At 42.9% G+C, this 21,350-nt stretch carries 19 protein-coding genes and 2 pseudogenes; 18 read left to right on the top strand and 3 right to left on the bottom strand.

What is annotated here, in order from left to right; all coding sequences use genetic code 11:
* The first annotated feature begins 39 nt into the window (after positions 1–39).
* The 14 genes and pseudogenes from MKY16_RS17185 to MKY16_RS17120 all read left to right on the top strand — a co-directional run bounded on the left by MKY16_RS17185 (position 40) and on the right by MKY16_RS17120 (position 13,049).
* Positions 40–1,194, top strand: coding sequence for a nitrate/nitrite transporter (locus MKY16_RS17185; protein ID WP_340956336.1), 1,155 nt, complete (start codon positions 40–42; stop codon positions 1,192–1,194).
* Complete coding sequence (locus tag MKY16_RS17180) at positions 1,187–2,206, top strand: ThiF family adenylyltransferase (RefSeq protein ID WP_340956333.1); 1,020 nt, start codon at positions 1,187–1,189, stop codon at positions 2,204–2,206. The genes MKY16_RS17185 and MKY16_RS17180 overlap by 8 nt, the downstream gene beginning before the upstream one ends.
* Before the next feature lie 85 nt (positions 2,207–2,291).
* Positions 2,292–2,735: a molybdenum cofactor biosynthesis protein MoaE gene (locus MKY16_RS17175; RefSeq protein WP_340956332.1), complete on the top strand. Its 444-nt coding sequence runs from the start codon at positions 2,292–2,294 to the stop codon at positions 2,733–2,735.
* Positions 2,728–2,961: a MoaD/ThiS family protein gene (locus MKY16_RS17170; protein WP_029515506.1), complete on the top strand. Its 234-nt coding sequence runs from the start codon at positions 2,728–2,730 to the stop codon at positions 2,959–2,961. Before MKY16_RS17175 ends, MKY16_RS17170 begins: the two co-directional genes overlap by 8 nt.
* A 37-nt stretch (positions 2,962–2,998) precedes the next feature.
* The gene (gene moaA, locus MKY16_RS17165; protein ID WP_340956330.1) at positions 2,999–4,015 is read left to right on the top strand and encodes a GTP 3',8-cyclase MoaA; all 1,017 of its coding nucleotides are present in this window, start codon (positions 2,999–3,001) and stop codon (positions 4,013–4,015) included.
* Between the two features lie 585 nt (positions 4,016–4,600).
* A complete protein-coding gene (licT, locus tag MKY16_RS17160) occupies positions 4,601–5,434 on the top strand; it encodes a BglG family transcription antiterminator LicT (protein WP_340956327.1) in 834 nt (277 codons plus the stop codon).
* 107 nt (positions 5,435–5,541) lie between these two features.
* Entirely contained in the window at positions 5,542–7,455 is a 1,914-nt protein-coding gene (locus MKY16_RS17155) for a beta-glucoside-specific PTS transporter subunit IIABC (protein WP_340956325.1), read from the top strand.
* Between the two features lie 30 nt (positions 7,456–7,485).
* Entirely contained in the window at positions 7,486–8,943 is a 1,458-nt protein-coding gene (locus MKY16_RS17150; RefSeq protein WP_340956324.1) for a glycoside hydrolase family 1 protein, read from the top strand.
* Between the two features lie 146 nt (positions 8,944–9,089).
* A pseudogene (locus MKY16_RS17145) lies at positions 9,090–9,253 on the top strand (methyl-accepting chemotaxis protein); the annotation flags it as partial.
* A 13-nt stretch (positions 9,254–9,266) separates the two neighbouring features.
* Complete coding sequence (locus MKY16_RS17140; protein ID WP_029515501.1) at positions 9,267–9,617, top strand: hypothetical protein; 351 nt, start codon at positions 9,267–9,269, stop codon at positions 9,615–9,617.
* An 86-nt stretch (positions 9,618–9,703) separates the two neighbouring features.
* Positions 9,704–10,510, top strand: coding sequence for an alpha/beta fold hydrolase (locus MKY16_RS17135; protein WP_069010507.1), 807 nt, complete (start codon positions 9,704–9,706; stop codon positions 10,508–10,510).
* 24 nt (positions 10,511–10,534) lie between these two features.
* The gene (locus MKY16_RS17130; protein WP_340886109.1) at positions 10,535–11,518 is read left to right on the top strand and encodes a sensor domain-containing diguanylate cyclase; all 984 of its coding nucleotides are present in this window, start codon (positions 10,535–10,537) and stop codon (positions 11,516–11,518) included.
* Positions 11,519–11,561: 43 nt separating this feature from the next.
* Entirely contained in the window at positions 11,562–11,957 is a 396-nt protein-coding gene (locus tag MKY16_RS17125; protein ID WP_340886107.1) for a hypothetical protein, read from the top strand.
* 129 nt (positions 11,958–12,086) lie between these two features.
* Positions 12,087–13,049: a helix-turn-helix domain-containing protein gene (locus tag MKY16_RS17120; RefSeq protein WP_340956322.1), complete on the top strand. Its 963-nt coding sequence runs from the start codon at positions 12,087–12,089 to the stop codon at positions 13,047–13,049.
* 90 nt (positions 13,050–13,139) lie between these two features.
* Here the strand turns inward: MKY16_RS17120 and MKY16_RS17115 are convergent, their stop codons facing one another.
* Positions 13,140–14,702, bottom strand: a complete 1,563-nt coding sequence (locus MKY16_RS17115; RefSeq protein WP_340956319.1) for an S-layer homology domain-containing protein — start codon at positions 14,700–14,702, stop codon at positions 13,140–13,142.
* Positions 14,703–15,003: 301 nt separating this feature from the next.
* Positions 15,004–16,764, bottom strand: coding sequence for a methyl-accepting chemotaxis protein (locus MKY16_RS17110; protein WP_029515495.1), 1,761 nt, complete (start codon positions 16,762–16,764; stop codon positions 15,004–15,006).
* A 360-nt stretch (positions 16,765–17,124) separates the two neighbouring features.
* Between MKY16_RS17110 and MKY16_RS17105 the strand changes: the two genes are divergently transcribed.
* The 4 genes and pseudogenes from MKY16_RS17105 to MKY16_RS17090 all read left to right on the top strand — a co-directional run bounded on the left by MKY16_RS17105 (position 17,125) and on the right by MKY16_RS17090 (position 20,142).
* Positions 17,125–18,327 carry an MFS transporter gene (locus MKY16_RS17105; protein WP_029515494.1) on the top strand — a complete coding sequence of 401 codons (1,203 nt, stop codon included), beginning with the start codon at positions 17,125–17,127 and terminating at the stop codon, positions 18,325–18,327.
* Between the two features lie 115 nt (positions 18,328–18,442).
* Positions 18,443–19,297 (top strand): annotated as a pseudogene (locus MKY16_RS17100) (CbrC family protein).
* Between the two features lie 94 nt (positions 19,298–19,391).
* On the top strand, positions 19,392–19,718 hold the full coding sequence (locus tag MKY16_RS17095) for a hypothetical protein (protein WP_165149765.1): 327 nt from the start codon (positions 19,392–19,394) through the stop codon (positions 19,716–19,718).
* Positions 19,719–19,740: 22 nt separating this feature from the next.
* Complete coding sequence (locus MKY16_RS17090; protein WP_029515491.1) at positions 19,741–20,142, top strand: hypothetical protein; 402 nt, start codon at positions 19,741–19,743, stop codon at positions 20,140–20,142.
* 128 nt (positions 20,143–20,270) lie between these two features.
* Here the strand turns inward: MKY16_RS17090 and MKY16_RS17085 are convergent, their stop codons facing one another.
* Positions 20,271–21,275 (bottom strand): hypothetical protein, encoded by a 1,005-nt coding sequence (locus MKY16_RS17085; RefSeq protein ID WP_340956316.1) that lies wholly within the window; start codon positions 21,273–21,275, stop codon positions 20,271–20,273.
* Positions 21,276–21,350 lie beyond the last annotated feature (75 nt).

Raw genomic sequence — 21,350 nt, 5'->3', positions numbered from 1 at the left:
TAATAATTCGACAGAAAAAACGTTGAAAAGGTGAGTTAAATGATTAGAAAAATGCAGTTACCGTTACAAACATTGAACTTGATTCTTGGATTCATGGTATGGGTTATCATTTCTTCGCTTATGCCGTTCATTACGGAGGATATTGCTATTCCGCCCGGAAAATTGGCCATGGTCACGGCGATTCCGGTCGTGCTTGGTTCGATTCTGCGCATCCCGCTTGGTTATTATGCCAACATCTTCGGAGCAAGAATCGTTTTTCTCGTTAGCTTTATTTTGCTTTTGTTTCCCGTCTACTATATCAGTGAAGCTTCTACGATGACGGATTTAATTATTGGTGGCTTGTTCCTTGGGATTGGAGGAGCTGTGTTCTCGGTTGGGGTGACTTCGCTGCCGAAGTATTATCCAAAGGAAAAGCATGGGTTTGTAAATGGAATGTATGGTATAGGAAACTTGGGAACAGCCGTCACTACCTTCTCGGCCCCTATTGTGGCTACCCAAATCGGCTGGGCCCCTACAGTGAAGCTGTATCTCATTCTGCTGCTTGTTTTTATCGTTTTGAATTTCTTCTTTGGGGACCGTCATGAAGCTAAAGTGAAGACGCCCATTATGGAGCAGATCAAAGGGGTTTATAAAAATGAGAAGCTTTGGTTTTTCTCGCTCTTTTATTTTATTACATTTGGCTCATTTGTAGCGTTCACGGTGTACTTGCCGAATTTCCTGGTATCAAATTTTGAACTGACCAAAGTGGATGCAGGGATGCGTACAGCAGGCTTTATTGCGATTGCTACTTTCTTCCGCCCTATCGGTGGCTGGCTGGCGGATCGGTTTCAGCCCCTGTTCCTGCTGGTAGGCACGTTCACTGTGTATACGGTCGCTGCGATTCTTTTGGCTTTTTCACCAGGGATCACCCTGTATACAGTAGGCTGCTTGGCGATCGCTGTAAGTGCTGGAGTGGGGAACGGCGTCATTTTCAAGCTAGTTCCATTTTATTTTAATAAACAAGCAGGTATAGTTAACGGAATTGTATCCATGATGGGCGGTCTCGGTGGCTTTTTCCCTCCGATCTTGTTGTCGACGATTCATGCCGCTACTGGCCATTATTCCATTGGATTCATGCTGCTCTCCCAAGTGGCGCTGGCTAGCCTGATCCTCGTCATATGGCTGTATTATCAAGGGACAAAATCTAATGAATGAACGTTATTCCAGACAGATCTTATTTAGACCCATTGGTGGCGAAGGGCAGCGTAATCTATCCGCTGCTGTCGTCACCATTATCGGTTGTGGGGCACTGGGTTCCGCCATTGCCGAAACATTGGTAAGAGCGGGCGTTGGAGAGCTGCATCTTGTTGACCGGGATTATGTAGAGGTGTCGAATCTGCAACGTCAGCAGTTGTTTACGGAGCAGGACGCTGCGGAAATGCAGCCCAAGGTCACGGCAGCCGAAAAAAGGTTAAAAGCCATACGAGAAGACGTACGGTTGCACACATATCTCGATAATTTGGATGCCGAGCTTGTTCAAGAACTTGCCAGCAAAAGTATATTGCTGATGGATGCTACGGACAATTTCGAAACTCGTCTACTTATCAACGATGCTGCACTGAAGACAGGAATTCCATGGATTTACGGAGCCTGTGTTGGAAGCACAGGCGTTGTTTTTCCATTCGTGCCGGGCGAGTCAGCGTGTTTACGCTGCCTTCTGCCATCGCTGCCTGCGATCAATCAGACCTGCGATACGGCTGGAATCATCTCGCCCGCAGTCCAGGTGACAGCCGCCCTCCAATGTGTAGAAGCCATGAAGTGGCTGAGCGGCAGACGTGGCAAGATGCGCAGCAAGGTTCATCTGTTTGATCTATGGGAGAATACGCAGATGGACATAGGGATTTCCCGCATCCGTAACCAAGATTGTCCAACCTGTGGAGAACATCCTACGTTTCCTGCACTGACAGCACCACGCCGCTCGGCGTATGCGGCTCTGTGCGGACGGAACGTGGTCCAGGTTCTTCCAGATCCACAACGTCCGATTACGCTCGATGATGCAGAGAAAATGGGCAGGCTTATAGCAGAGCGTGTAAAAAGAACCCCTTATTTCGTTGAATTTTATGCTTTTAAGCATCGAATGATTTTATTCAAAAACGGAAGGCTTCTCATACACGGTGTACGGAGTGTTGCCAACGGTCAAAAACTATATCATCAGCTGTTCGGTTAAATGAGATGTAGATACAAAAAGCAGAAATATTTAAAAGAGTCTGTCACCGGAGAGTCGCTTGTCCGGTGGCTGGAAGGTGGAAAAGATGAGTGTATTTGAAATCGTAACGGAGCCCATTATCCCGCAGGCTTATGCGGATTATGTCCTAAGGCCGGAAGCAGGAGCGGTGACTATTTTTACAGGGCACGTACGAGAATGGACTCAAGGCGTACGGACCTTATACCTTGCTTATGAGGCCTATGTCCCCATGGCCCAAAAAAAACTCACAGAGATTGGTCGCGAAATCGAACAGAAATGGGAAGGGACGCGAGTGGCAATCGCGCACCGCATTGGCGAGCTTCAAATCGGTGATATCGCCGTTGTCATTGCCGTTTCTTCACCTCACCGTTCGGATGCGTATGAGGCCAATGAATACGCGATCGAACGAATTAAAGAAATAGTTCCTATTTGGAAACGAGAGATTTGGGAAGATGGAAGACAGTGGGTCGGAGATCAAAAGAAAAAGCCGGGGGAGATCAGTCATGATTAAGCTGTACTACTTTGCGGGACTCCGTGAGGTGACGGGGAAAACAGAAGAATTGGCAGATTTGGCAGGCCAAACGGTAGGCGATTTATCCAATTGGATAACAGATCAATATCCAGATATGCCGATCGAGTCTGTGCGAATTGCGATAAACGAGGAGTATGCGTTGTCTACGGATGTATTACAGGATGGAGACATTGCAGCCTTCATTCCCCCAGTCAGCGGTGGCTAATAATAACGATGCTAAACAACTAGAAAGGAGAGGGCGGATGAATTTTTATCCACTGAAAGACACGTTGCAGCGGCCAATTCGTGACCTGCGTATATCGGTTACGGACCGCTGCAATTTCCGTTGTTCCTATTGCATGCCCAAAGAAATATTCGGTGACGATTACGCCTTTCTTCCTCAAAATGAATGTCTGTCGTTTGAAGAGATACACCGGCTAACGAAGCTCTTTGTATCCCTGGGTGTAAAAAAGATCCGACTCACGGGCGGCGAACCATTAATGCGCAGGAATCTATCCGACCTGGTCTCCCAAATCCTGTCCATTGACGGAGTGGAAGATATCGGCTTGACCACCAATGGTGTGCTGCTAGGACAGCAGGCTAAGCCTCTCTATGACGCGGGGCTACGACGGCTTAATGTCAGTCTGGACGCTCTGGACCCTGAGCTATTTGGGCGATTGAATGGGCGGGGGATTAAGCCTGATTTTATTTTGAAGCAGATCGAATATGCAAGAGAAATCGGCTTTGAAATCAAGGTCAATATGGTCGTTCAAAAAGGCGTTAATGACTCGGAGATTTTGCCGATGGCCGCTTATTTTAAGGAGCAGGGAATAACCCTTCGCTTTATCGAGTTTATGGATGTAGGGAATGACAACGGATGGAGCTTCAAAAAGGTACTAACCAAAAAACAAATTGTTGAACGACTTAAGAATGCGTACGAGCTGGAGCCGATGGATCGGGATTACTTTGGAGAAGTGGCAAAACGTTACCGTTATAAAGACAGCGACGCAGAGATTGGTTTTATTACTTCGGTTTCTGAATCATTTTGTTCGTCTTGTACACGCGCCCGCTTATCGTGCGATGGCAAGTTTTATACATGTTTGTTTGCTTCAGGCGGATTCGATTTACGCCAGATGCTTCGTAATGAAGCGGATGACCAGGAACTACTCGATGTGATTACTTCAGTATGGGAACAACGTACAGACCGGTATTCCGATGAACGTACGGAGCAGACAGCTAACAACAAAAAAAAGATTAACATGTCCTACATTGGCGGATGACATTTTATACCATGATAGTGTGTTGTATTTGATGTGGTTGCTCCGAAAAAGAAAGCGCAAACATTTTTGTTGGCAAAACTTAAATTCGATGTTATTATGATTTTGGGATTGTTACTGAAAAGGCAAAACCCGAGGCATGGAATTCAATTTCCATGTGTTGGGTTTTGCCTTTTCTTTTTAGAATACATGCTTTGCGATATCCTGCATGATATGAAAATCTGCCCAGCCATAACGCAGAAAGGTGAGTGATATAAAGCCTTACAAGTGCTGAACAACAAAGATGATGACGTCGACCAACGAATCGACATCCCAAAAATGATGTCATGGGACGTGGTTAACCGACTATATCCATTTTCAGAACGGAATATCAGATCGGTTTGGGAGCACTCAAGATCAATGATGGAAAACGTAAGGCTTTGTCTCTTATTATGAATGCGTTTTCATAACACGGAATTGTAAATCAATACATTTGAATTTGATTTACGACGAAGATTTGATCGGCTATTACCGTCTTGTGACCTATCTGAAATTTCGCCCAGCATCTAAATCCTTTTTTAAATTTGATGGGATAAGGGGGGCAGTTAGATGATCATAACGAAGATCTTTAATAACAACGCCATAATAGCCAAAGATCAAAAAAGAGATGAATTTGTTGTTATGGGTCGTGGTATTGCATTCAAAAAGAGTGCAGGCGAACAAGTAGAAGAGCATCTAATTGAAAAGGTCTTTGTGCTTAAACATAAAGATGCTTCAGAGAAATTCAAGTTATTGTTAGAGGATGTTCCATCAGAATATGTTTCATTATGCTATGACATCATTGAATATGGGAAAAGCATATTAGAGGCACAATTGAGCGATTATATATATGTTTCGCTTACGGATCATATGAACAATGCATTTAAAATGTTTGATGAAGGGTTTAAAAATGCAAATCCGTTAATTTGGGAGATTAAAAAATTTTATCCCAAAGAATTTGCGGTTGGCTTAAAAGCACTGGAGTTTATTGAGGATGAAATAGGCAAACGATTGTCAGAAGATGAAGCAGGTAATATTGCTCTTCATTTAATCAATGCTCAAGTAAACGGCTCCTGCAACAAGGTAGCAGATGTTGCTCAGCAAACTCAAAAAATACACGACATCTTGAATATTATTAAATACTCTTATAATACCGCCATAGATGAACACTCGATCAGTTATGAGCGATTTATTACACATTTAAGATTCTTCTTTCAGCGATTAAATAAAAAAGAAAAAGTAGAACTGGAAGACGATTTTTTATGGAGGCAAGTGAAAGCAAAGTACAAAAAGGCTTACGGCTGCATGCTGAAGATTGAGAAATACTTGGATATGGTATTGTCAGATGAGGAAAAGCTGTATATCACGATTCATATTCAGCGTGTGACCCAAAGACAAAATTGAATAACTCTTGGATTGTTACTGGTAATGCAGGCGAAACCAACCTAGATCGAATTTGATCTATTTTGGTTTCGCCTTTTTTTATAAATACAATTAAAGGGGAAATTACAATGAAGTATGAGACATTAGCAAAAGACATCATCAGAAATGTCGGCGGCAAAGAAAATGTGAATAGTCTAACTCATTGTATTACACGCTTGCGCTTCAAACTAAAAGATGAAAGTAAAGCCAATACAGAGGTTTTGAAAAATATGGATGGTGTTGTCACTGTGGTAAAGAGTGGCGGGCAATACCAGGTTGTTATAGGTAACCATGTACCTGAGGTGTATGCTGATGTTACTGCTGTAGGCGGTTTTCAGACAGGAGATTCAGAAGAAGCATCAGGTGAAAAAATGAGTTTGTTCAATAGATTTATTGATACCATTTCAGGTGTATTTACACCCACGCTGGGTGTCTTAAGTGCCACGGGTATGATTAAGGGCTTCACTGCCTTATTTGTAGCTTTGGGCTGGCTGACCACTACATCGGGTACCTATCAAATTCTCAATGCTTTAGGTGATTGTTTGTTTTACTTCTTTCCTATTTTCCTGGGGTATACATCAGCTAAAAAGTTCAATGCCAACATTTTCATAGGTATGGCTATAGGTGCATCGCTTGTGTACCCAACATTTAGCACGATAACAGCCTCGGGCAAACCACTATACACTCTATTTAGCGGTACTATATTTGAGTCACCGGTATATATCACCTTCTTAGGCATTCCGGTCATTCTGATGAGTTATGCGTCAACCGTTCTTCCGATTATCATATCCACCTATGTAGGCTCAAAAATAGAAAACTTCTTTAAAAAGGTAATCCCTAGCGTAGTGAGAACATTTTTGGTTCCGTTTTTCACATTGTTAGTTATTGTACCCTTAGCATTGATTGTGATTGGACCTCTCTCGACTTGGGCAGGTCAACTGCTTGGGGCAGCAACTCTCTTTGTGTATAACTTAAGTCCAATGATTGAAGGCATAATCATGGGCGCTTTCTGGCAAGTGTTTGTTATCTTTGGATTACACTGGGGACTTGTTCCTATCGCTATGAACAACTTAGCCGTGCTTAAATTCGATCCGATTCTTGCGGCTACGCTGGGAGCATCCTTTGCTCAGACGGGCGTCGTACTGGCGATTTTGTTTAAAACCAAAAATGTAAAACTGAGATCACTTTCCATTCCAGCTGTCATCTCCGGGATTTTTGGTGTGACAGAACCAGCGATTTACGGGATTACATTACCACGTAAGAAACCATTTATTTTAAGCTGTATAGCATCTGCAGTAGGCGGCGGTATTATAGGCATGATGGGAACGAAAGGTTACATCATTGGTGGATTGGGCATTTTCGCGATCCCGAGCTATATCAGTCCGTCAGGAATAGACAGTGGATTTTATGGGGCTGTTATCGGTATCCTGGTAAGCTTTGTATTAGGCTTCTTGCTTATGTTCTTTGGCGGATTTAAAGATGATGAAGTGAAAGAAGCTAAAAAGGAAGATAGCACCTCGAGAGCAGCCAAAGGAGAAGTTTTAGTAAAGCAAGAGACGGTGATGAGTCCATTAAAAGGTGAAGTGAAGTCTTTATCTGAAGTAACAGATGAAGCCTTTTCGACAGGTGCCTTGGGTAAAGGGATTGCCATTGAACCTTCTGAAGGTAAGGTTGTTTCACCTGTAGATGGTGTATTAACATCATTATTTTCGTCAGGTCATGCGATTGGAATTACAAGTGACCACGGTGTTGAAGTCCTCATCCATGTAGGCAAAGATACGGTCAAATTAAAAGGCAAACACTTCTATCCTAAAGTAAAGCAGGGGGATGCTGTTAAAAAAGGCGAGCTGCTTATGGAGTTTGATATAGAAGCTATAAAAGAGGCTGGTTATGTTTTGACCACACCTGTTATCGTTGCCAATACTACGAATTACCTGGATGTCATTGAAACAGAGAAAAAGGCAATTGAGTATCAAGAGGACTTATTGACCGTCGTAGTCTAATCCTAATTAATGTTGAGGAGGAATTAAACAATGAAAAATACAACTACATTGGAATTTCCACAAGGATTTTTATGGGGAGGTGCAACGGCTGCCAACCAATTTGAAGGTGGATATAATGAAGAAGGTAAAGGCTTAAGCACTGCTGATGTGATTACGGCTGGAACGCATACGACTTCCCGAAGAATTACACCTATGCTGGAAGAAGGAGTGAACTACCCGAGTCACGAGGCTATTGATTTTTTCCACCGCTATCAAGAGGATATCCGCTTATTTGCAGAGATGGGATTCAAGGTCTTTAGGATGTCCATTGCGTGGTCAAGAATATTTCCTAACGGAGATGATGCAGAGCCGAATGAGCAAGGCTTGCAGTTCTATGATCGTGTATTCGCAGAATTGAAAAAGTACAATATTGAGCCTTTGGTTACAATCTCACATTATGAAGCACCGTTTCATTTGACCCAAAAATATAATGGTTGGTCAGATCGCAGAGTCGTAGATTTTTATGTGAGATATTGTGAAGTGCTTTTTAACAGATACAAAGATGTCGTAAAATACTGGTTAACCTTTAATGAAATCAATATTTTAACCTTGTCATTTGGAGCATTCATGGCTGGAGCTATGATGCCGGAGGGGAATGGAGAGCTAGCCCATGCTACAGTGAAGGATGAGCAGGTTCTGTATCAGGCGTTGCATCATCAATTTATTGCCAGTGCAAAGGCTGTAAAGCTGGGTCATGAAATCAACAAGGACTTTAAAATCGGTTGTATGATTGCTTATATGTGTTCCTACCCACTTACATGTCATCCTGATGATATTCTGCTGGCTCAACAAAAGGATAACTTAAGTAATTTCCTATGCTCAGATGTCCAAGTAAGAGGAGCTTATCCGGGATTTGCCAAACGCTATTTTAGAGATCATAATATTCAGATCACAATGCAAGAAGGAGATGAGGACATCTTAAAAGAAGGCTGCGTAGATTTCTATACTTTCAGCTATTATTCTTCTACTTGTGTCAGTGCCGATCCTAACCAGGAGAAGGTGGGAGGGAATTTATCTATGGGCTTAAAGAATCCTCATTTAAAAGCAAGTGCCTGGGATTGGCAGATCGATCCACAGGGATTGAGATGGTCCCTCAATAATATTTATAACCGATATGAAATCCCGTTAATGGTTGTTGAAAATGGTCTTGGCGCCGTAGATACAGTGGAAGAAGATGGCTTCATTCACGATGATTATCGAATTGATTACCTGAAGCAACACATTGAGCAAATGAAAGAAGCAATTGCTGATGGAGTGGACCTAATAGGGTATACGCCATGGGGATGTATTGATCTGGTCAGTGCGGGAACCGGAGAAATGAAAAAGCGTTATGGGTTTATATACGTCGATAAGGATAATGAAGGCAAAGGGACACTTGCCAGATCCAGAAAGAAGAGCTTTTATTGGTATAAGAATGTGATCGAAACCAATGGAGAGCAGCTGGATTAAATCTTAGTACCTGTTTCATAAAAGTCATACCATCAGCGCGTGCCAATTTTAATCGGTACGCGCTGCTTCACTAAATACATGGGGTGAAAATGACGAAATAGAGGGTAGGGCTGATATCAAAATTTGAGGAAGTGGATACATATTACCTGCTTGGATTAAATGCTGGATTGAAGCTGCTCGGGTGGGTGACGCAGGAGCAGGTTTTGGGGTTGTCGCTACAGAAATCCGCAAAATGTCTACGGGCACCAAGGAAGCAACAGGGCGTATTGAACAATCCTTGCAAGCCGTCAGACAACCAGTGTATAAGATGGGTGGTTACATGTATGAATTTGAATGAGTTGAATGAACAGAGTTACACAGAACTAGAGGATTATTGGGTGCGTGTATTTCTAAATGTAGTACAAGATCAGGATAAGGAGAACTGGGTGATTCCTTATTACAATACATCCTTTTCTAATGGTCAGAAAGTCATGGATATGAACCCCATTTTTTCGGCTAAATCAAAAATAAGTCATAAATCCATCAGAATCATTCAAGAAACGGTTAATGAAGAGGATGACGTTCACTATTGGTTAGATACAAATGGGAAAAACGAATTGGTTATTATTTGTTCCTTATCACAGCAACATGTGCACAAGGTAAAAGGGATCATTGAACGCTGGATTTATGAATGAGAGTCATTATCCATAATCGAAACTTTTCCGATATAATAGGGAAGAGAAGCCATAGAACAGATACTACCTCAGAGAGGTGATTCACAATGACCGTTGATATTCTCCTACGTAATAATATAAAAGTGCTAGGCACAGGTAGCCAGACGATTGTGTTTGCTCACGGCTTTGGATGCGACCAGGATATGTGGCGTTATATCGTCCCTAGCTTTATCGACAACTACCAAATCGTCTTATTTGATTATGTTGGTTCGGGAGATTCTCAAATAAAGTACTATGATTCCCAAAAATACAGTGACTTGCAAGGGTATGCCCAGGATGTGCTGGATATTATGGAAGCGTTAGACTTAAGAAATACCATATTCGTCGGACACTCCGTTAGCAGCATGATCGGAATGCTCGCATCGATCCGCAGCCCTCAATATTTTGAACGCATTGTCATGCTCGGTCCTTCTCCACGCTATGTGAATGACCTGCCTTCTTATTATGGGGGCTTCGATAAGAGTGATATTGATGAATTACTGGATATGATGCAAATGAACTTTATTGGCTGGGCTAGTTACATGGCGCCCATTGCTATGCAGAATCCCGAGCGAGGGGACTTAACCGAAGAATTGGAAAAGGCATTTTGTTCAAGAGATCCTCATATTGCACGGCAATTCGCAGAGGTTACATTTTTTTCAGATTGCCGTGTTGATCTTCAGCATGCTTCGGTTCCTACACTTATTCTCCAGTGCTCAGATGATAGTATTGCTCCGATTGAGGTAGGGGATTATTTGCATACCCATCTTAGAAATAGCAGACTTCAGCAGATGAGAGCAAAGGGGCATTATCCTCATTTAAGCCAACCAGGAGAAACGAGCGATTTAATCAAAGAATATTTAGCTAGTGTGTAATATCGAAAGAAAGGCAGTCATTTAATGGATATTCAATTAGATAAAGCTCCCTGTGGATACTTTTCAATTTCGGACGCTGGGATCATTCAATCGGTAAACCAAACTTTATTGGACATGCTTCTTTATGAACGCGATCAATTGCTCGGATGGCCGATTGAAATAACAATGTCTGTTACCAACAAGCTATTTTTTCATACTTATTTTTATCCATACATCCAGTTGTACGGGCGTGTCGATGAGATGTACTTTTCGTTTCGCACAAGTGATCGACAGGATGTGCCTGTACTTCTAAACGGAATTCGCCAGGAACGAAATGGAGAAGCAGTGATTGACTGTGTAGTGCTTGTGATGCGTAAGCGTATTGAACACGAAAAAGATATACTACAGACCAAAACCAAGCTTCAGGAATTATATCAGGCGACGAATGAAGCCAACCAGAAGCTTGAACGGTTGCACGAAGAATATGAAATCAAGCAGCAGGAATTAGTGAGGATCAATCTCCAGCTAGAAACGATGGCATCAACCGACCCGTTAACTGGGCTAAAGAATAGAAGATATTTTCAAGATCAATTACTAATCATCCTAGCCTCTTTTCAAGAGACTGGAATACCTTTTTCGCTGCTGCTCATTGATATTGATCATTTCAAAAGCATTAACGACACTTATGGTCATCCGGTGGGCGACCTGGTGCTCACTCATCTGGCAGAATTACTACAATCCATTTCACGGAATGTTGATATTGTCGCTCGTTACGGTGGCGAGGAATTTGTAATTATCCTTCCCGGCAACGATCAACAGGAAGCCATTCGTACAGCAGAAAGATACCGCTCCATGACGGCTTCAAGGGATTGGGGAGAATACAGCATTACTGTGAGTATCGGTGTGGCAACGGTTACGCAAGCGGATACGGAACAATCGATAGTTCATCAAGCGGATTTGGCACTGTATGCTTCTAAGAGTGGCGGGAGAAACCAAGTCACGCATTCAGCAAGTCTCGTAAAGAAATAAATGAGGCTTCAATAACCGCATGAAGAGTTGGGGAGTGATAAACATGGGGGAAGCGTACAAGCTGGACTGTGATACCTGTGCTTATACTAAGAACATATTTGTAGGGTTTGGTTTTTCATATATGAGTTTGGAATCCATTGCTTCGTTTGTACAGGATACTGTCCTTAAACGACGTATTGGGGAATTCATAGGCAACCCTTCGACGAGATATGATGCTTATGACGCTATGTATGTGTGTCCTGCCTGTCAGGCCATCCGTAATGAATTGTTTATTGAGATGAAATCGGACTCATCACAGTATAAAATTTCTTATGCTTGTCCTAGATGCGCGAGTGTTATGGAGCAGGAACACATTGAAAACAATGTGCCTGTTCATTTGAGTTGCCCAGCATGTGAGAAGGGCAAATTGAAAGCAACGTTTTATATGGATTGGGATTAATAGATTCCCCGGATATCTTCACAGCATACTCCAATAAGTCTGGTCAAATCGTTCAAATTCAGCTAATATTAATGATAACGATTCTCATTTGAATCATCAAAATTAATGAAAACCTTTGAGGTGACGCTTGTGAATTCAAATTCGTTATCATTAATATATCAGCATTATTTAGAAAAAACTCCGTTTAGAAAACAAAACGAGCATACCTATATGATGTTACCAGAAGCGGGTAACGGACATATTTACCGAGTTACAACTTACAGCGGAATCGAGATTGTGTATTCGCACATTCAATATCACGAGCCTTACCCGACGAACTTTGCTTCCAGAGGACAAATGATTGAACTTCAATTTGCACTTTCGGGGCAACGTCATGTGAATATAGCTGGTCTGGACTATACACTCCCGTCGGGGCGGGGGGCTCTTATTTTTTTACAGGATTTCAAAGCACGTTTTCATCCTCCGATTAACGAACAATACCAATCCTTTGCACTTGGCATTCCTGTTTCGTTGTTTAATTATGCGGCTTCACAGTTGGCGGCTCGTCGCCAGGTAGCTATTGAATTTAAACAAATTCTGAAGGGTGCTGCGTTCCATCACCTTAGTTTTGAGCTGGATCACAGAAGTATAGTGATGATTGAACATTTGATCAAAGATTTGAAAAGTGTGCATAGATCGCCTTTATTAATGGAAGCAGCGGCACTAGAGATTTTGAATAGGTTTATGATTCAATTATTTGATTTAACTCCCATGCCCGAAGGCTTATCTAAAGAAGATGTCAGAAAGTTGCATATGGCTCGGCAAATCCTTGAATCCAGCATGATTGATCCTCCTTCACTGATCGCATTATCCAAAAAAGTAGGATTAAACGATTTTAAATTAAAAAAAGGATTCAAAGCATGTTTTGGAACGACTGTATTTGAATATTTGCGCCAAATTCGTCTCGATTATGCGATGAAGCTGCTTCGAAGCCAGGAGAGCAATGTAACAGAAGCTGCGATGGCTGTAGGATACAGTAATGTGAGTGCATTTTCAGAGCAATTTTTTCGGGAATACGGAGTGAAACCATCATCTTTGAAGAAAGTATTTTAAAAATTCTGTTTTGACCATTTTAAAAAAATATCAAGGTAACAAAAAGCTGGAACCCTGTATAGATAGGATTCCAGCCTTTTTATTTGGTGCTTATTTCACGAAAGTTTCAATGCCATCTGTATTGATGGTTGAAGTATGGGTACGAGACGCTTCTTCAATATTTTTGAATGCCCAGTAATCTGTTGGTACATCCTTCCATGTAGCCTGAATGGTTCCTTCCAGGGGTCCTCGTTTTAAGATCGTGTTCAAAATGGTAACCGTTTCTACTCGTGTTATATATTTATTGGGTTGGAAGCTGTTATCGTTATAGCCGGTAATCCATCCTGCATTAGCTAACGCTACAATGGAATCCCTTGCCCAATGCTTTTCGATATCGGTATAAGGAGACGCTGTGGTTTGCGTTCCTTTAAGCTGCTTCCAGGATGCGAGTATTGCTGCCATTTCTGCACGGGTAATGGGTTGCTCTGGTCGAAATGTTCCATCTGCATATCCATTCATAAGGTGCTGTGTCGTAAGTGCTATAATCGAATCCTTTGCCCAATACGTGCTAGGTACATCTTTGTATGTCGTTGAGCCTTCTTTTGTCTCCAACTTCATAATCCTAGCCATCATCGCGGCGGTTTCAGCTCGTGTAATTGACTGGTCCGGTCGGAATGTACCATCCTGATAACCCGTTATATATTTTTCATGCGCAACCTCGGATTGCTCTACTGGCATGATTTCCGCAGTCGGTAAAACCGTTGAAGAAGCCGATGGTGATGAAGATGCGGTTGTTTCACTTGAAGAAGATGAATCACTGCTAACCGCGTTATCCTTCTTATCTTTTTTATTGCTACTGCTGCTGTCGTTATTGCTAATATCACCCGTGCCTGCATTTCCATTTACAACCTGTATATACGCTTCAGATGTACTCGGAGCAAATCGAGCATCCCCACTGTATATAGCAGTAATTGCGTGACTTCCCACACTTAAGTTGCTTGTAGTGTAGTACGCATTGGCATAGCCATTCGAAATGCCCACTGGCTCCATCGTCAGCGTATCTAATATATTTGTGCCGTCCATAAGGATGACCGTTCCGGTTAAATCGCCCGAAGTTTGTGGGTTTGAGGTTGTCCTCAAGCTAAACCTTACTTCCTGACCTTGATTAGACGGATTCAGCGAACTCAATATTGTAGTTACTGTAGGTCTCAGTGAAGGTGTAGGCGCAGATGCATTTACGACCTGAATGTATGGCTCAGATGTACTGGGGGCAAATCGAGCATCCCCACTATATATAGCAGTAATTGGGTGACTTCCCACACTTAAATCGCTTGTGGTGTAGGTCGCAGTGGCATATCCATTCGCAATGCCATTTGGTCTCATCGTCAGCGTATCTAATATATCCGTACCGTCCATAAGGATAACCGAGCCGGTTAAATCTTTCGTAATTTGTGGGGTTGAGATGGTTTTGATGCTAAACGTTACGGATTGACCTTGTTTAGAAGGATTTGTCCAACTCGTTACCGTGGTTTCAGTAGCATACACCGCATCCGTTACACTAGGTGCTGGTGAGGAGGTTGCATACACAGTACTCTCGGAAAAACTCCATGTCCAGGTTCCAAATAAGACGATAACAGCAAGATAAGATAAACAAAAAGACTTGATTTTACTCATAAATTTCCTCCATAAAATTCCGGTGTCACGATGAACTGACTAAATCCTCCATGATGACTAACCTACTAATATAATTTTCTTTCTTACATTACTGATTTACTATACTAAATGCCTCTGAACCAATTCTGAACCAAATCGACAAAAACCGCGTGCTCAATTCACATCGCTAGAAGGGGATCACGATTTGCGAGCTTTTCCGTAATTTCTCAGAGCAAATGCGAAAAGGGTCAACCAGAAAAAACTGGTTGACCTCATAATATGAATGACAGTTTAGCGTGATATTTTGGAAAGAATTATTCCGTTAGTATTTAAATTTGACCGTCAGATCCTGTAATTTCTGTGACATATCCGACAAGGTCGTTGCCAGGCTGGTGATCTGCTGCATCGAAGCTAGCTGCTCCTCTGCAGACGCTGCAATATTCTGCGAGTTGTCCGCCGCTTGAAGCGCCAGACTCGATACGTTTTCTCCGCTTGCTGAAATTTCCTGGACACTTGCGGTTATTTGCTCCGTGATGCTCGCGAGCTCTTCCGTTTGCTGTGCGATATGATTGGTGGACGTCACAATTTTGTTAAACTGCTGCTCCGTCTCATTAGCAATTTTAATGCCGGAGTCGACATCCTGTTTTACGCGTTCCATGGTCCGAAGCGAATGCTCCATATCTTTGCGCATATTCTGAATCAACTCAGAAATCTGCCCAGAAGACTGGTTCGATTGTTCGGCCAGTTTTCTTACCTCTGAAGCAACTACGGAGAAACCGCGGCCTTCTTCGCCTGCACGGGCAGCCTCAATCGAAGCATTTAAGGCAAGCAGATTGGTCTGCTGTGCGATATCCGTAATGGCATGCAGCATCGTGTCGATCTGTTGAGTACGTTCATCCAGCATCCTCATAACCGCATCGGTTTCATTGACGGAATGGTTAATCAAGTCCATTTGCTTCACCGTATGTTGTACAGCAGTACCGCCAAGGCTCGCCATTTCCATCGCGTCTGCAGACGATTCAGCAATAGTCAAGGAGCTATCCGTGATCCGCTGCATGCCTATTGAAATTTCTTCAAGCGAGCTGGTTGTCTTCTGGAGCATCAGTTGCTGCTCCTTCGCACCGGCCGCCGATTCTTGAATCGCGATGGTGATATGCTCGGTTGCCTGCCCAGTATGCTCTGCACCAAGGGTTAATTCTTTCGAGGAAGCTGCTACCTGCTTTGTGGACAGGTTTACTTCACCGATCAAATATCTAATATTTTTAATCATATGATTGAAATCCTGTGCCAGCTCGCCAACCTCATCTTTTGAATTCATTTTGACTTCTTCGACCGTTAAATCACCGTCCGCAACTGAGTTAAGCCGCTTTGCAATCATGATAATAGGCTTCGTAAAACGTCCCGAAACAAAGCTTACGATAATTGCTCCCAGAATAACTGCAATAGTCGTAATAATCAGGACAATATAAAGGACCTTGGTCGCCCCGCTGTTAAATTCGTTAAAATATGCTCCAGAACCGATGATCCATCCCCAATAAGGATCCCTTTCAACGTACGAAATTTTCGTCTCCACTTGATCTGTACCAGGTAAAGCCCATTTATAAGTGACGAATCCACCGCCGTTTGTACCGGCTTCTACAAACTCTTTTCCCACATGCACACCGTCTTCCGATACGGCATTTATTAAATCCTGGCCTTCATTTGAAGGGTTCATCACTGAAACGGCATCTTGGTTGACTGCCCACGGATAACCTGTTTTACCTACAGTATATTTAATCTTTACCGGTCTTTTGTTATTAGCATCTTTTACACCGAGCAGCTCGATGCGCAGTTTTTCCTGTGCTTCTTCCAATGTTAAATTACCGGCTTCGACTTGCCCATTGAGGAAACTAATCATACCAATTACCATTTGCACACTATTCTTAAGTGCTACTTTGCCTGATTCATTCATTTCATTCTTGGAAACAACATAAGAACTGATTCCAATCACGAATGTGGGTACAATTAAAATAATCAAGCACATTATGGTTAACTTCGTTCTTAACGATCTTACCTTCATGATTGATCCTATTTTTGTTTTCACTGAGATTTCCCCCTTAGACATCGATATACAGACTCAACCCACAGCTACGCTAATTACTAAAGGCAAAAGACTGTACATCATATATCGTAATAACATGCCAGGAAATGAAGCCCTTCCATCCAGTCAGCGATGAAGAGACCGATGTAGTTCATTTCACAACGAAAGAGCGACTCTATAATTAACGACGCCCATTGGGCCATAGAATGCAGGCCATTTTTTACTGTCTGAAGACTGGCTGCTGTTTTATACGCAAAATTAAATCCGTTTAACCGCAAATTTATCCGTCTATAGGCAGTAGCGTTTTGGTATGCTCCGTATACTTCTGCATAGAGAGAATCTTTAACAGAGGAGTGTGCGAGGATGAATAGAATAAAAGGGAGCATCTTTTTCAGTGTATTTGTGGCTATGCTAGGGCTCATGCTCATTGCTCCAATTATGCCGCCCCTTATTCGTGAATTAGGCTTAAGAGAAAGCCATTCCGGATTAATTATATCGCTTGGTTCTATAACGATGGCCTTAATGGCTCCAGTATGGGGAAATCTAAGTGATGCAAAGGGACGCAAGCCGGTGATTCTGCTTGGTTTCATAGGGATGTGTGTAAGCTGCCTGTTGTTTACACTTACTCTTTTTGCAGGATTAAATGGTTGGCTCAGTGGGGGGCTGCTGTTAGTCCTGCTGATTGTTACACGCGGCTTAATTGGTGGCTTTATCCCGGCGGTGTTGTCATCGTCCCAAGCTTATATGGGAGATGTAACGGAAGGAGAAGAGCGTGGAAGTGGTATGGCTATTATTAGTGCGGCGAATGGGCTTGGGCTGGTATTTGGTCCCGCGATTGCAGGTGCCTTTACTTTAATAGGGCTGTTATGGCCCTTATATTTTGGAATTGTCATTGCCGCTGTTGCATTCGTGGTGTCTCTGCTGGCGATTCCGGCGGCCCAGCCCGTTATTCAGCAAAAACCCGCTCGAATTAACCCCCTCCAGCCAGGTCTAAGAATGTATTTGTTTGCAGGCTTGGTTACGATGATAAGTATTGTGACTATTCAGGTTATAGGTGGTTTTTATTTTCAAGATCAGTTAGGTCTTACATCCGAAGAAACAGCAAGAGTCGTGTCCTTTGGACTTATGTTCTCCGGGGCAGCGATGCTGATTGTGCAGATCATCCAGATGAAATGGCTTAAATGGCAGCCTAAGCCGATGATTTTACTTGGTTCTCTATTCCTGATTGCTGGAATGGCATTATTTCTGATTTCAGCCAGCTTGGTCGTTTACTATGCAGCGTTCTTTATGTTTGGCATAGGCACAGGCTTACTGATGCCCGGTTTTATGGCAGGTGCTTCGCTTTCAGTCAGTCAAGAGCAGCAAGGGGGAGCAGCGGGGCTGGTAGCTGCGGTACAGGGAATTTCCGCGATCATTGCTCCTATTTTGACGACCACCTTGTATCGAGTGGACAAATATATTCCCTTTACGCTTATAGCAGTCTTGGTAGCTGTTATGGCTGTTATTATGTGGGTAGTGAGAAAAAGAAACGGGAATAGTGAGCCTGTTCCTCATAAGGCAAAATAAATAAAAGATTGGTTAGATGAATCCATAGGCTTCCGGGGTATACTCACCGGAAGCCTATATCTATTATAATAAGTTATAAGAAATTTCAGGAAAATCAGAAGGAAGTGGGGGGCTTATGGAAATCCAGCAAAAATGGGTGGCACTAAACAAAAGATATAGTTTGTACGCACCCAGTCCCGAGGCTGTACAAGCCATGTACCAATTGAAGGAAGAGCTTGAGGGCTTAGAAAGCGAGCAGGCTGCCAGAATTTTGACAGAGTTGTATCTTCACCTGCATCAATACGAAGAGGCGCTAGAGGTTTTTATGTCCGTCATGAACCGGAAAAATAAAGCAGATTTGAAGAAACAGTGGAGTATTCAAGAGATGATTAATAGCCCGATTCGACTGCCGGTGATTAAGCCTTTAATCAAAGTAGCCAAGCGCAAGAAAACTTCCGATCTCCCTACGTTTACTTATCATCAAGACCCTGTACGCACTCAGATCCTTAAATCAGGCTTTTTGAAAACGTGTTCCTGTTGTGGACGGCAGACCGATATCTGGTACGCGGGTCCCTTTTATACAGCATTATCTTATGAGGCGATCTGTCCTTGGTGTATTGCGAATGGTAGCGCTGCGAGCATGCTACAGGGAACATTTCATGACCCTGCTTGCTGTGCACAATTGGAGGAACCAAAGCTGGATGAGCTACTGCATCGGACTCCCGGTTATGAGGCATGGCAGACCGCCGCGTGGCTGGATCACTGTGATGACTACTGTGTTTTTATAGATTTTGTGGGCTGGTAGGAGCTTGTCAGTAGAGGGATAGAAAATGATGTCAACCTGATGTTTATGCCTATTCTGGCTTTGTATAATGAAGAAGAGGCTAAGAGTCGAATACGGGAAAGCATGGAACGTGACGGATCGTTCCGGGGTTATTTATTTCAGTGCAGGCATTGTAAGGAATACCTCTTATATGCGGACTATGACTGAATCCAAGTGAATTTCCTGAGGTGAATGAGAAGGTGAAACCCAATTTAGGGGTGGTTCTAATTAAGGAGGAGTTCATAAAATTGGAGGAATGCAGATGGGTTGGGAGTATGGGATTAAGGTCGCAGATGTTAAGGATATTAAAGCGCTAATGGAACGCTTAGCTGAAGCATTGCCTAGGATTGAGGGATATCGGATGCAAAGGGATGAGGATGGTTTTGTTCTGCTTCAGAATAATTCTGATTGGCCTGAAGCGCTTCAGATTTCAGTGGAAGAGGCAAGAAATATTGAAGGGTTAGAAGATGATGAACCTTATATCTATTGTCTATTTCATATTGGCGGCGGAGATGCGATAAGGTTGAGGGAAGGAATGTGTAGGGCACTGGAAGAAGAGAAATGCGCTGCGGATTGGTTCGAGTTGTAGCCGAAGAGAGGAGTAAGAGAGAGTGACTAAGAAAGGAAAAACAGAGATTCAGACACTAATCTATCGCTATAGTGGTCCAAGAGCCAATATTGGATATACTTTTGAACCGCTGCGCTATGGGGATACAGATGAGCCAAAGCTGGAGGAGATGATCTTCATCTACGCAGATGACTTTGATATCGTGCTGTCTGTGTTAAAGTCCAAATACCCACTTGTCGATCCTGACACGGGGGAAACGTATGAGGCTTTTGATGCCTGCTGGGATAATCCGATTCAGGCGTCGGTATGGCATGAAATATTAACAGAATTGGATGCTTGGCCTGCCAAGGAGCCAGAATTACGCATATTTATCGATTCCTTTACAGCATGGGTCAGAGCGCATTTGAAGCAAGCAGATGGTATTATCGTGACCGGAAATCTGTAGAGGAAGGCAATGCACTGCAATCCGTATTTTCGCTGCCCCTCGCTTCGAGGGGCAACTGGAAAGCGAGCTGCTGGGTCAAATGCCTCGTTCTTTACATTGCATGCGACAGGCTCCTTATGGCAACTGGATTATTGACGTTGCTTCCGAATCCTGAGTAACTTTTGCTCCAATTCGGTATCTCCCATAAATTTGCTGGCAGATACAGCAAGCTGATATTGATTGGTCCCCATGTTGTTAGCGGCAGGTTGAAGAATCCCTTTTATTGTTTGCCATAACGAAGTAGCCTGTCGGCTTTTTGCCCCAAAATGCAAGATGATATGGATACAGGCCGTAATAATATTGCGACCAAGTCCATACAGGAACCATTCTTCTTCCTTCGTAATAAGCGGAATAATGGTTCCCATCGTTTCCCACGCTTCATTCAATCGTCCTGTTTCAATGAACTTCTCTGCCAAGTTAGATGCAGTAGAACAGTAATTATGATGATTTCCTTCTGTTTTCTCCATTTCAGCCAGCTTTTTGAGGGCTTCAATTTCACCTTCTGCTTGGTTGCGCCATCTCTCATGGTAAACGAGTGTCCGTAAATTTTCCTTGTTCCAATCCGTCTGCTCTCTGATCCACAAATCAATAAATAATGATAGGTATACATCTTCCCCGAGTTCACTCGCGATATTGATGCAATCTTCAAGATCAGCTGTATCTTTGCTGAACAAATATGTTTCCAAAATCAACTCAGGATCAAACCCGGCGTATGTATCGAAATTGGCTTTCTTGGCCTGCTGGAACAAAATTTGGTCCTGTTCACGCTCATACTTTTGCAGTAAAAAAACGGCATAATGCAGAGCATCTCCAATCCCCTGAAAACTGTTCGTTTCCCTATCTATAATCTCATTAACGAGCAGCCTTCTCACAATCGGTTCGTAATGCGGGGAATCTCGATCCTCAAGATTATACAAAGCCAAAAGCACCTTCAAGCGATGGGTATAATTGGCATCACTTTTTCCATATTCCTCACTGTGTTGCTCCAAATAGTCAACCTTCGAAAAATCGGCGTGATCACTTATTAGAATCTGCAGCATTTCATCATAGGGTGCGATCATCTGATCCAGCAGCTTTCTGTAGTTCGTTTCCATTACTGTAATTCTCCTTTCACTGATCGGCTTAATACTACAATCCATATGTACAAAAAATAAGAGTTTTCCTTTTGA

The sequence above is a fragment of the Paenibacillus sp. FSL L8-0641 genome (assembly GCF_038006265.1).
Lineage (GTDB): Bacteria > Bacillota > Bacilli > Paenibacillales > Paenibacillaceae > Paenibacillus > Paenibacillus polymyxa_D.
Note: the sequence above shows the minus strand (reverse complement) of the source record. Positions and strands in the feature narration are given on the sequence as shown.